Source organism: Herpetosiphon geysericola, assembly GCF_001306135.1.
GTDB lineage: Bacteria > Chloroflexota > Chloroflexia > Chloroflexales > Herpetosiphonaceae > Herpetosiphon > Herpetosiphon geysericola.
Genome location: NZ_LGKP01000023.1, coordinates 1 through 12065, shown reverse-complemented (window position 1 = coordinate 12065; position 12065 = coordinate 1). Strand labels below are relative to the sequence as shown.

14 protein-coding genes are annotated in these 12065 nt (G+C 51.4%); 6 read left to right on the top strand and 8 right to left on the bottom strand.

The features are described from left to right. The first annotated feature begins 37 nt into the window (after nt 1–37). The 6 genes from SE18_RS15450 to SE18_RS15425 all read left to right on the top strand — a co-directional run bounded on the left by SE18_RS15450 (nt 38) and on the right by SE18_RS15425 (nt 5357). Nucleotides 38–1294: a metallophosphoesterase gene (locus SE18_RS15450; protein ID WP_054535372.1), complete on the top strand. Its 1257-nt coding sequence runs from the start codon at nt 38–40 to the stop codon at nt 1292–1294. A gap of 127 nt (nt 1295–1421) precedes the next feature. After that, nucleotides 1422–1619, top strand: coding sequence for a 30S ribosomal protein S21 (rpsU, locus tag SE18_RS15445; RefSeq protein WP_012190199.1), 198 nt, complete (start codon nt 1422–1424; stop codon nt 1617–1619). Nucleotides 1620–1723: 104 nt separating this feature from the next. Continuing rightward, entirely contained in the window at nt 1724–2170 is a 447-nt protein-coding gene (locus SE18_RS15440; protein ID WP_054535371.1) for a GatB/YqeY domain-containing protein, read from the top strand. Between the two features lie 3 nt (nt 2171–2173). Beyond that, complete coding sequence (locus SE18_RS15435) at nt 2174–4327, top strand: HD family phosphohydrolase (protein WP_054535370.1); 2154 nt, start codon at nt 2174–2176, stop codon at nt 4325–4327. Nucleotides 4328–4357: 30 nt separating this feature from the next. Then, on the top strand, nt 4358–4882 hold the full coding sequence (gene ybeY / locus SE18_RS15430) for an rRNA maturation RNase YbeY (RefSeq protein WP_054535369.1): 525 nt from the start codon (nt 4358–4360) through the stop codon (nt 4880–4882). A 100-nt stretch (nt 4883–4982) separates the two neighbouring features. Beyond that, nucleotides 4983–5357: a diacylglycerol kinase family protein gene (locus tag SE18_RS15425; RefSeq protein WP_054535368.1), complete on the top strand. Its 375-nt coding sequence runs from the start codon at nt 4983–4985 to the stop codon at nt 5355–5357. Here SE18_RS15425 and SE18_RS15420 read toward each other — a convergent pair. The 8 genes from SE18_RS15420 to SE18_RS15385 form a co-directional block, all read right to left on the bottom strand. Then, entirely contained in the window at nt 5334–6413 is a 1080-nt protein-coding gene (locus SE18_RS15420) for a M14 family metallopeptidase (RefSeq protein ID WP_054535367.1), read from the bottom strand. The genes SE18_RS15425 and SE18_RS15420 overlap by 24 nt on opposite strands. Before the next feature lie 17 nt (nt 6414–6430). Further along, a complete protein-coding gene (locus SE18_RS15415; protein WP_054535366.1) occupies nt 6431–8485 on the bottom strand; it encodes a VanW family protein in 2055 nt (684 codons plus the stop codon). A 233-nt stretch (nt 8486–8718) separates the two neighbouring features. Then, on the bottom strand, nt 8719–9327 hold the full coding sequence (locus tag SE18_RS15410; protein WP_054535365.1) for a phosphatase PAP2 family protein: 609 nt from the start codon (nt 9325–9327) through the stop codon (nt 8719–8721). Between the two features lie 2 nt (nt 9328–9329). Beyond that, entirely contained in the window at nt 9330–9938 is a 609-nt protein-coding gene (locus tag SE18_RS15405) for a thymidine kinase (protein ID WP_054535364.1), read from the bottom strand. Nucleotides 9939–10049: 111 nt separating this feature from the next. Next, nucleotides 10050–10367: a 50S ribosomal protein L31 gene (rpmE, locus tag SE18_RS15400; protein WP_054535363.1), complete on the bottom strand. Its 318-nt coding sequence runs from the start codon at nt 10365–10367 to the stop codon at nt 10050–10052. A gap of 23 nt (nt 10368–10390) precedes the next feature. Then, nucleotides 10391–10657: a 50S ribosomal protein L27 gene (gene rpmA, locus SE18_RS15395; RefSeq protein ID WP_012190209.1), complete on the bottom strand. Its 267-nt coding sequence runs from the start codon at nt 10655–10657 to the stop codon at nt 10391–10393. Between the two features lie 41 nt (nt 10658–10698). Then, nucleotides 10699–11016, bottom strand: coding sequence for a 50S ribosomal protein L21 (gene rplU, locus SE18_RS15390; protein ID WP_054535362.1), 318 nt, complete (start codon nt 11014–11016; stop codon nt 10699–10701). A 352-nt stretch (nt 11017–11368) separates the two neighbouring features. Continuing rightward, on the bottom strand, nt 11369–12065 hold a 697-nt coding region (locus tag SE18_RS15385), incomplete at its 5' end, for an IS982 family transposase (protein WP_054532803.1).

The following is a 12065-nucleotide window of genomic DNA, read 5'->3' as shown; positions in this document are numbered from 1 at the left end:
GGCTAGATATAAACAAGCTATCAGGAGCTATTTGGGCATGGCGCAAGCAATTAAGCAACCGATTCATCCTTGGGCAAAGCGGCTTTACCAAGCAGGACGCTGGGCTGGCAACACAGTCCTTTGGTTGCTACTCTGGCTCAGCTGTATTGCTAGTATGTTTTTGATGATTCGCTATTTCAGCGCTGCTGAATGGCTCAGCAATTTGCAAGGCACGCCGCACATGCTGGCCGAATTTGGCATGCGATTGTTGATGGCGCTGCCATGTACGCTCTTGCTGGTGCTGCTGCTACGGCCCGTGCGCACTCGGCGTTGGATTATTGGCCAGTTGATTAAGCTCGCTCAACGCTTGCGCCGCAAGCCAATCAGCCAACCTAGCGAGCAACCAGCAACCCCAATTGCCAACGAAATCGCGCCAGCAAGCCCCAGATTTGCTGCCAAACCACTCACCAGGCGGCGTTTTTTGATCGAATCGGGCTTGGTTGGTGGCGTGGTTGGCTATGCGATGTTGATTGAGCCATACCAAATTCAAGTGCGCGAAGTGAACTTGCCAATTGCCAATTTGCCCGAACGCTTTCGCGGCATGCGTATCGCCCAAATGAGCGATTTGCACATCAATGCCTACACCACCAGCGCCGATTTGGCCCGCGCAGTGGCCCAAATTAATCAACTTAACCCTGATATGGTGCTCTTGACTGGCGATTTTGTGGATTGGGATGCGCGCTTTGCTGATGCGGCAACCGAACCGTTTCGCCAGCTACGTGCACCCGAGGGCATTTATTCAGTGCTGGGCAATCACGATTACTACAGCGGCAAGATTGACACAATCAAACAAGCAATTCAACGCCACGATTTAGGCTTGTTGGTCAATCAACATACGGTTTTACGGCGCGGCGCTGATCAATTGGTACTGGTTGGGTTTGATGATCCACGGCATAATCGCAACGGCGGGCCACGCCTCAGCCCAGAGAGCATCAATCCTGAAGCGGCCTTGAAAGGCACGCCCAAGAATGTGGCGCGCTTGGCAATGGTACATAACCCGGTGATTGTGCCGCATTTTGTGGCCAACTATCAGCTTGATGTAATTTTGTCGGGCCATACCCATGGCGGCCAATTTCAAGTGCCAATTCTGACTGATCAGCTCGTTGGCAACGCTGAATATTTTGTACGCGGCCATTATGATCTTGGTAAATCGCAGGTTTATGTCAACAGTGGCTTTGGTTTTACTGGGCCACCGTTGCGTTTTCGGGCAGCACCAGAAATCACATTAATCAATTTGGTTAATGCCAAAGCCTAGCCCGACCTGAGGCGGAGGCCTTACGAGGCCAATGGCTGAGCACAATCTTGGTTTTTGCTGTATAATGGTTATTACGTGTCAATTTTTATGATTGTACGAAACGCCAAATAAAAGGGGGTGAATTCTAGTGGCAAGCATTTCGGTAGATTCAAATGAATCAATCGACAAAGCACTGCGCCGTTTTAACAAGGCCGTGCAAGCTGATGGCATTTTGACGGAAGCCCGTCGCCGTGAGCATTATGAAAAGCCTAGCGTTAAACGCAAGCGCAAGGAAGCTGCTCGTCTGCGTAAGTTGCAAAAGATGGCTCGTGAGGCCAACAACTAAGCAAGTCGCATGACGCACCCCGAATCGCCGCAGCTTGTGGGAATACCACACTGCGGCGATTTTCATGTATCATGAGAGTTGCAGATTATTAAAGAGGTTCAAAAATGTCGATTCAACAACAACTGCAAGAAGATATGAAAAATGCCATGCGCAACAAAGAGCAACAACGGCTCGATACCATTCGCATGATGCTTGCATCGCTTAAAAATGCTCAAATTGATCTTCGGCGCGAGCTTGATGAAGTTGAAGCAGTTGGCGTCATTCAAAAAGAAGCCAAGCGTCGCCGCGATGCCATGGCCGAGTATAATAAAGCGAATCGCCCAGATTTGGCGGCTAGCGAAGAAGTTGAACTGGCGATGATCGAAGCCTATTTGCCTACCATGCTCAGCGCCGATGAATTGCGGCCAGAAATTGCGGCAATTATTGCCGAGCTTGGGGCAACCAGCATCGCCGATCTTTCCAAAGTAATGCCTGCGGCTATGCAACGCTTCAAAGGCAAAGCAGAAGGCCGCGTGATCAACGAGGTTGTGCGCTCATTACTTAGTGCCTAAGCCATGATAGTTCGTTCATATCGCTTAAAAACCTTGTTACGATCCCTGATCGAGCATCACCACCATTGGGTGTTGGTGCTCTTCGGGATCGGGCTGACCGTTATCTTGACGGTGATTTTTACGTGGCGCTCAGCCGTCAACCAAGATATTATGGTTGGGCGGCCAAGCCCACGCACTATCAACGCCGATCGCGATTTGACCTTTGAAAGCCAGTTGCTGACCGAGGCTAAACGCCGCGAAGCCGCCAATGATCCGCGTAACTTGGTCTATAACGAAGATACCCAAATTCATGGTCAGCAACGTGAGCAACTGCAAGCAACCTTCAGCGTGATCAATTCGATTCGCGATAATCCCAGCCTCAATCTTGATCAGCAGCGAGGCCAACTAACCGAATTGCCATCGTTGCCGCTCTCCGATACGCTGGCGATTACGATTCTTGAGGCCGACGACGATACTTGGCAACGAATCAAAGATCAAACCAATGCCCTGTATGATCGCACGCTGCGCGAAAATAATTACTCGCTTGATCAAACAACCCTTGCCGATATTAAAATTCGCTATTTGCCCTATAACTTGCCGAGCAGCTTGCAGCAAGATCAGCGAGCAGTTGTGCTCTATTTGGTCGAGCAAACCCTGCATGTCAATCGCACGCTCAACCAAGAAGAAACCGAGCGCCGCCAACAAACCGCGCGTAACGCCGTCCAATCGGTCTCGAAAGATGTTGTGAATGGCGAAAATATTGTGCGCCAAGGCGATACAGTTTCTGCAGAACAATACGAAATCCTGGTCAAAATGGGCCTGATCACGCCAGAATTGGGGCTTGACGGCTTTATGGGGCGCTTACTTTTGGCGCTCTTAGTCGCCTTGGGGCTTGGCATGGCGCTGTATATCGATCAGCACAATCTGCTGACGTGGCCGCGCGCCTTGCTAGTAATCCTAATTTTAACTGTGATTCCGATTCTCTTTGGGCGGGTATTTATCAACACATGGTTGAACTTCCCCGAAACCTTCGCCTTGGCAATTGTTGCGATTCCGCTGGCGGCGCTGTTTAACACGAATTTGGCCTTGATAGTTTCGGCCTTGGTTTCGATTGTGCTTATGTTTTTGGGCGAAGGCGCGCTGCAAGTTGGCATGATTAGCTTTGCAGGAGCCTTATGCGGCATCTACGCCATACGCCGCGCCGACCGCGCCATGGCCTTTATGATGGCTGGGGTTTGGATTGCGCTGGGCGTGTTTGCCACGGCCATGGTTTGGCGCTTGATTCAGCCCCAAGGCGTGACTTGGCAACAAACCATGTTTACCTTGATTTTTAGCGTACTCAACGGCGGCATTACCGCCATGATGTCATTGACCTTGCACAATGTGCTTGGGCGGGTTGCTGGCATCGTTACGCCTATGCAATTGCTGGAGTTGGCCCACCCCAACCAGCCACTCTTGCGGCGCTTGATGCAAGAAGCCCCAGGCACCTATCATCATTCGGTGGTAGTCAGCAATTTGGCCGAACAAGCAGCAGAACGCATTGGCGCAGATACCTTGTTGACTAGGGTTGGCGCCTATTATCACGATATTGGCAAGATGCTACGCCCATTCTTCTTCACCGATAACCAATATGATCGCTCGAATGTTCACGATAATCTTGATCCGCAAACCAGTGCCAAATTAATCGCCGACCATGTGATCGAAGGCGCGAAGATCGCGCGCCAGCATAAAATTCCTGAGCAAATTGTCAATTTTATCGTTGAACATCATGGCACCGATGTGATTCGCTATTTCTATCAACAAGCTTTGCAAGCAGAAGACAGCGTTGATATTAACAACTATCGCTACCCCGGCCCCAAGCCTCAATCCAAAGAAACTGCAATTTTGATGCTGGCTGATGGCGTGGAAGCCACCGTGCGATCCAAAGAGCAATCGGGCATGCTAGTCGCTGAGCGCCACGAAGATGATGATCATCAAGCGCCTAAGGGCTGCCAGAGCATCGCCCAAGTGGTCAATCAAAGCATCGATATGCGGATCGCCAGCGGCCAGCTTGATCAATCGCCGCTGACCCAGCACGATCTGAATACCATTCGCCAATCGTTTGTCAAAACCCTGCAAGGGATCTATCATCCACGGGTTGAGTATCCCAAGTTGATTCGGGAAGCCCAGCCAAAATAAACCAACCTACCAATAAGGAAATAACGCGGTATGTTAGAACTAACAGCCCATATTGAAGTTGTGCCTGCCGATCTGACGCTTGATACCAGTTTGCTAGAGCAGGTCGTGACCCAAGTGTTAAACGACGAAGGCCAAACTGGCACATGGGAAATTGGCATTCGGATCACCAACGATCAAGAATTACAGGAACTCAATCGCCAATATCGCGGCATCGATCGCCCAACCGATGTGCTTTCGTTTGGCGAATACGAAGACGATGATGATGATTTTATCGTGCCCGATGGCGTCTACGATGATGATGAATTTGATGATCCTGAGGCAGATGAAGCTGCCTATCTTGGCGATTTGGCAATTTCCTATGAGCGCGTGCTGGCCCAAGCCCAAGAGTACGCCCATTCGAGCCGCCGCGAATTATGCTATTTGGTAGCCCATGGTACATTGCACCTGCTTGGCTACGACCACGAAACCGACGAGGAGCGCGAAGATATGCGCCAACGCGAGGAAAAAGCCCTACAAACCCTTGGCATTACCCGCGAAGCGGAGCCGTTTGTTTAGGGGCTAGGGGTCAGGGTATAGAAACGAGAAGTCTTAACGCAGAGGAATTTTAGATTGATAATCCTCTGCGTCTCTGCGTTAAAAAACAGGAACGAAGCCAATGTTTCAGGCGATTTGGAAATTTATCTGCGGCTTTGGCTATGCCTTTCGCGGCATTTGGATCTTAATTCGCAGCCAGCGCAACGCCCAAGTGCATTGTTTGGCGGTGGTGGTTGTGGCAAGCTCAGGCTGGCTGCTGAAGATCAGCGCTAATGAATGGCTAGCAGTCATATTAATTAGTGTGGTGGTTTTGGCGCTTGAAGCAGTAAACACAGCGATTGAGAGCGTGGTCGATTTGGTTTCGCCAAGCTATCATCCGCTTGCAGGTCGCGCCAAGGATCTAGCAGCAGGCGCAGTGTTAATTGCGGCAATCGGAGCCTTGCTGATTGCCGCAATCATCGTTTGGCCACGCTTAGCGCACGTGATAGCTGGTTGAACGCTGATCAAGCAAATACTCTTGCCAGAGCGTTTGGCCAGCCTCGCCGCGCGCCACTGGCTGCATACGATCAGCGCCATTGGGCACAAGACTCAAGGATTGCTCAGCAAAAAAGACCGTTGGTTGACCTTCGTATTCAACCACCGGCGAGATTGGCAAGCCAAACACATCAGGGCCGCCATGAGCGCGCCAGTAGCGCCACAAGAGGGTTGGCATCGTGATTCCAGTGGTCGATTCAACCGTGGTCGTCACCAAGGGCAATAATTCCTCAGCGCGCGCCATCACTGCTTGCACAGCTCGCAAGTTTTGTTCAAAATCAGGCAATTCGCCAGTTGATAGTTCTGGTGTGATCGAGGCAATGCCTAACGCACCCGCCCAATCGTGCATCCCGCCAGTAATCATATAATTGCCCCAATAGCGGTCGTAGCGATAGCCACTGGCTGCTGCATACGCTTGGGCCAAGGCAATCGACGGCGCATGCTCGCAGAAGGCTGGAAACACATCGCCACCATCGCTATGAATCCAAACCACAGCCGAGGCATCAAGCACCAAATCGCGCACCAGTTGGCTTTCTAATTCCGATTCGACAAAGGCGCCGCCTGTATCCGAAACGATGCCATACGCGCCCTCGACCGTTTGATTCCAATCGTTCTCAGGGCAGGCATCGAAGTTGGTATCCATATTGCGGTTGAGATCAACGCTGCGGCTATTGAAGCGGGTGCCAATTGCCAAGCCATCGGGATTGACCGTGGGAATGATGTACAAGCTCACATCAGCTGGCACTTCGTTGGGGCGTTGGCGAAAATGCTCAAGCAAGGCCATGGCCAATTGATAGGTGTTGGCTTCAGGGCCGCCATGGGTGTTCGACACCAGAAACAGCTTGCGCGGGCCATTGCCAAAGCGTGTGCCAGTAATCGCCCGCCCTTGCAATGAGCTACCAAAGGTCAAATCGACAATTGGCACAGCGCTAGGGCTTGGCGTTGCTTGGTTGGTTGGCGTTTGGGCAACAAGCGTGGTCGCCGGAATGCAAAGCAATCCAGCGACCATACTTAACATCAGCAGATATTTCTTCATTAGGGATTTGGCGTTGGGACCACAAGTTCAGGTGTTGGCTCTGGTTGTGGTTCAGGCGTTGGCTCCGGCTGTTGCGGCGGTGCTGGCTCCGGCGTTGGTGTGGGCGGCTTCGCACATGCATCGGTTGGCCGACAACCTTTTGGCGGCAATGGCGTTGCCGGATTATGCACAAAAATGTCGGGCCATGGCTTGAAGTGGGTAAAGAATGGCTCGCGCAAAATCACTTGGCCATTTTGGCGAATAATGCGATAGACCGTAATATCCATACCATCGCGCGCGGTATCAGTTTGATTGAAAACCCCAACTGGCTCTTTAGGATCAGCGATAAAGGTTGGCTCGGTTGGCTTAGGATATTCTTTGGTAACATATGGCCCATCGAGCACAACTTCGCGCTGAGGAGCAGTGCCATACAAGGCGTAGGTAACGGTAGCAGTTGAATCGTTGACATAGGTGTTGAGCAACAACCAATTGCCAGTGTCGTTAACAAAACGGAAATCTAATGCCCCAGTGAAGATCGCCGCATCCATGCCATAGGGTTCGTAGACTTCGTACCACGAGATCCGGAAGGAGTGGGTATGGCGCTCGGTAATGGGCAAACCAGCGTGGAATGCAGCCCGAAACAAGGTGGTTGAATCTTGGCAAATCCCGCCGCCCCATTCTTCTTGGGTGCGATTGCCAACAATTGCATAGCCCTTGACAAAACCATTTGATTCGTCGATTGAGCCAACCGCATTGTTGAACGAGAATTCCTCGCCTGGCTTTATCAAGATTCCATCAAGCAAGTACGAGCCAGCTTTGATGTTGGTGATCCGATATGAGGCTGAGCCTTTGTAGGAGCTTTGGCCGACCCCAACCGTTTCAACAATCCCCAAGCTATGCAGATTTTCAGCGGTTACATCGGGCTGTACTTCTTTAATCACCAATTCGATGGTACGAGTTTCGCCAATCGTGGCTTGCTCGATAATTCGAAGTGCTGAGGCTTCTTCATCGAGGCGCAAGCCAGTACGGCCTTCGCGCACAATCGTCAAGGCCCCACCATCCCACGCCACGCGAGGATTGACCGAACCACGCCCAATTTCGTCGGCAAAGCTTGCGACCCGTTGGCGAATCATTTGTTCGTTCAATGAAGCCACCATTTTGGTGTTGCCATTCGCATCGGTGTGGGTGTCGAGCCGAATCAAAGCGCGGAGATCATCAACGCTCAATTCCCATTGCAAATCGCCAGCAACCAAGGTCAACGGCGATTGCAAGACAGCATCGATGGTTTGTTTGGCTTCAGCAACGCCATCATCAAGCACGGTTGGCACAACCATTTCGGTGCGCAACACAACTTGAGCTGGCGAGAGGGTTTGGAGCTGGGTCAGAATATCTTGCGCAGTTTCATCAATCAAAATCAACCGGCCTTCACGGGCAGGAGTCATGGTGGCGTTATTGCCAGCCACAATCAAATTGGCATTGACTGGCGCAGCAATCAAATCGTTGGTTGCAGTGCTCAGATACTCGCCCAATTTGGTTTGATCGATCGTGACTTGTAATGGAATATCATAGCCATTTTGCCAAATGCCTGAGACGGCTTGCAAGGTATTGATGATATTGCCGCCGCGCCCAAGCTTATAGGCTTCATCGACCGCTTGATCGACCAAGAGGCTGATACCTGCATCTTGCGCTGAAGGCTCCCAGGTTTGGCCATTGAAACTCAGGGCTAAAGGCCGCTTGAGCAAATCGGCATATTGCTCGTTGAGCAAGGCTTTGGCTTCTTCAGGCGTTTTTTGGCTCATATCGATGCCTTGAATCGCCACATTTGGATAAATGCGGCCTTCAAAGGTACGGTTGAGATACCACAAGCCTAGGCCAAACAGCAAGCCAACCAAGCCCAAGGTAATGCCAGCGCCCCAGATAAATGTCCGCATGCGGCTGCGGTTACGGCGTGGTGGCGTAGCCGATCGAACGGGGAGATCGTCGGCCAATGGAGCAGTTGCTTCGTATTGCTCAACATCGCCATTTTGGCGGCGACGCTCCATGGGGCCATATTTTTGATAAAATTCATCTGCCATGCCAAACACTCCTAGCGACCAAACAGCACAATAGTTTTATAAATCAACAAACTCATGCCTAATGTGCTTAGATATTGATGAAAATACTGGCAATTAACGAAAATACCAAAACTACCACCAGAATGATGGAAACAATTCGGTAAATTTGTTTAAGCTGCTGATTATTCACCGCAGACTCTCCTAGTTAAACATTGTGGCTATTATACCATTGCTCACCTATTATGTCGTTCAATTTAAAGCTGATGTTTTGCTGAAAAATTGGCAAATAAACGCTTTGCAACCATGCGCGCAAGCAGCATGCCAGCAAGCACATCCCAGAGGCGATGTTGTTTGGTAGTGAGGGTGCTGATGATAATTGCCACCGCCCAAACCGCTACCAGCCAGCGCCACGGCGAGCGCAAACGCCAATGGGCCTCCGCTACCACCACCGCATATGCTGTATGCAAACTGGGCAAAGCATTGTATGGCGGGTCGATGCGCCACAGCCATGCAAGCAGGCGGTTGCTTGCTGGTTCTGGGCGGGGCACGGTGGTGCGCACACTACAAAAAAGCATCGAGCCAAGCCCATTGAGCAGGCTAATGGCCCAAAACACACGGCGGGCTTGGGCTGGTTTTGGCCAAAAATAGACAGCGTTCAAGCCTAAAAAGGGGTAGAGCGAAAGATAGGGGAAGACACTTGCAGGTAGCAGGGGAATCAGCTGATCAAGCGCGGTTTCGGGCACAACGTAGGCTGGCTGATCAGGAACATGGCTTGCAGCAAAGTAACCGCCAAACGACACCAAGGCAAGCGCCAGATCGGGGCTTGGTGAGGCCATCGGCGATTGTTGCTGCAAGCCTAGCATATTTAGCTATTCACAGCCGATTCGCTGTAGTGATTGCCATTGCGGATGGTGCGTGGCACTTCATGGCAACGGCGGCAGCGCGCTTCGTAGGCTTCTTGCGCCCCAACCAAAATAATTGGGTCATCATACGAGGCAGGCAGGCCGTTGATCAAGCGTTGAGTGCGCGAAGCAGCCTGACCACAAATGACACAAATTGCTTGCAGCTTGGTCACTTCTTCTGCTTTGGCGAGCAACATGGGCAAGGGGCCAAATGGCTCACCGCGAAAATCTTGATCTAAGCCAGCGACAATCACCCGAATGCCGCGTTGGGCCAAAATATCGCACAAATCGATCACCGCAGGGTCAAAAAACTGAACCTCATCGATTGCCACGACGGTTGTTTCAAGCACAATCGCCGCCGCAATATCGGCAGCAGTTTGGACTGGGGTTGCCAGCACGCGCACGCCATTATGTGAAGTAACTTCTTCATCGGAATAGCGAGTATCGATGGCTGGCTTAAACACTTGGATTTTTTGCCGGGCAATTTGCGCACGCTTGACGCGGCGAATCAGTTCCTCGGTTTTGCCGCTAAACATACTGCCGCAGACAACTTCAATCCCACCACGTTGCATGAGAACTCCTTATCGCATCAAGAGGAAGTGCAGGCCGCAAGGCAACAAAAGAGCCACGCGAAGCCTGGTGGTATCGCGTGGCTCTTTACAGTTCAGAACAACGATCAAACCTTATTCTTCGGTTGAAGTTGGTTCTTCGCCGTAGACTTCATCGTAGAGGCTGCGCTTCTTGGGAGCTTGTTGAGCGCGAGCTTCGCGGCGGCGTTGGGCATCTGATTGCTTTTCTTGGCTTGATTGCAAGCGCTTCATAAAGCGATCAACTTGACCAGCGGTATCCAAGATGCGTTGTTCGCCGGTGTAGAACGGGTGGTTGCCTGACCAAACGTCCAAGCGCAATTCAGGCTTGGTTGAGCCAGTGATCAGCACTTCTTCGCCGTTCACCACAATTTTGGCATTTGGATAATATTTTGGGTGAATGTTCTTCTTCATGATAACTCCTCGATGGTGATGCTTTAGGCTTCAGCTTCAGCAGGTACAACGCTCACCATTTTTTGGGTGCGGCTGTAATCTTCGAATTTGACATGACCATCAATCATCGAGTAGATGGTGTAATCGCGGCCAAGGCCAACATTTGCGCCAGGGCGCACTTTGGTGCCACATTGGCGAACGATGATTGAACCAGGCTGAACCAACTCACCACCGAAGCGCTTGATACCACGCATTTGCGGCTTGCTGTCGCGCCCGTTTCGCGAGCTACCTACACCTTTTTTATGTGCCATTTGCAGGCTCCTTTCAGACGCGGGCCAACCGCGCGGTCAGATTACTTGTTGGGAACTACAATATCGTTGATGGTGATTTCAGTGTATTTTTGGCGATGGCCGGTGCGGCGGCGATAGCGTGCTTTTGCTTTGTAGCGGAACACGACGATCTTTTCGCCCTTCACAACTTCACCAACGGTTGCTTTCACAACCGCGCCACTGATCAAGGGAGCGCCGACAAAGGTGTCAGCCCCACCAACCATCAAGACTTCATTAAATTCGATAGTGCTTCCATCTTCAGCGTCGGTCAAGGCAATTTGTAATGTTTGGCCTGGCTCAACGCGATACTGTTGGCCACGGTCTCGAATAATGGCGTACACGATGCCGCTCCTTCTGGCGGTTTGGTCCGCCGCCGATAAAAAAGAGAGGGGCATCTGCCCGCCCTCTTTTAATGATATTTTTTCTTTACAATACGGCGACGAATTATAACAGACAGCCTTGATGCTGTCAACCACGGCGATTTGGTTTTTTAGACCGCTTGCATGAGCCAAATCAGGCTCGATTGGCCTGATACCCTGACCACCCAAGCCACCTCTTCCTCGAAAATGTGGGCGATGGGATGCACCCCTACTCACCTCTACGAGCTAGCTCAATGGTCGTTGTTGGATTTGCCAAATATAACTAGCTTTTGACCATGCTTTAATAAATTATTAAGTATACGCTTGATGTGAGTTAGGCTTCTTTAAGAATGGTGAAGGTGAGCACATCGATCCCAAAGCGTGCACGCAACACGGCTTTTAAGACCAGATGGGTCACCTTGCTCGCAATACGGGTCGCCAAGCCTTCTACGGTTTTGGCCAACAAGCGCTCGACATGCCGTCCGGTGTTTTGCAGTTCATGAAACGTCCCTTCGATCCGTTCACGGATCGACCCGAGGAGCGCATCAAATGGCGCGGGATTCCGTCGTTGATTGTGGCGTTTGGCCGTCCAGATGCGATTCGTAGTCGTGTTCCGCACCGCCTGCTGCCATTGTTGACCAAGAAAGCCTTTATCCGCCCAGACATCGGCATTCGTGATTCGGTCGAGTAGTTCGTCCGCAGCGGCTCGCTCATCGGTATGGGCAGGAACGAGATCATAGGCGACGGGAATGCCATCCAGGGTCGTGAGCATGACCAGTTTATAGCCAAAATAATGCAATTTGCGGCTAACACAGTACCCATAGCTGGCACTGCCAGCAAAATCGCTGCGGGTTTTGGGGCGGGCATACCCAACCACGGGAATCGGTTTGGTATCCAGAATGACCTGCGGACGAGTAATGGTTGCCCAGGAGCGGAGCCACGACTGGCGTAATGGTTCAAGCAGGCCACACAGGCGGCGAGCATGACGATTGAATTGGCTTTGATGCGGCAGGGTCGGAAATAAATCGGCA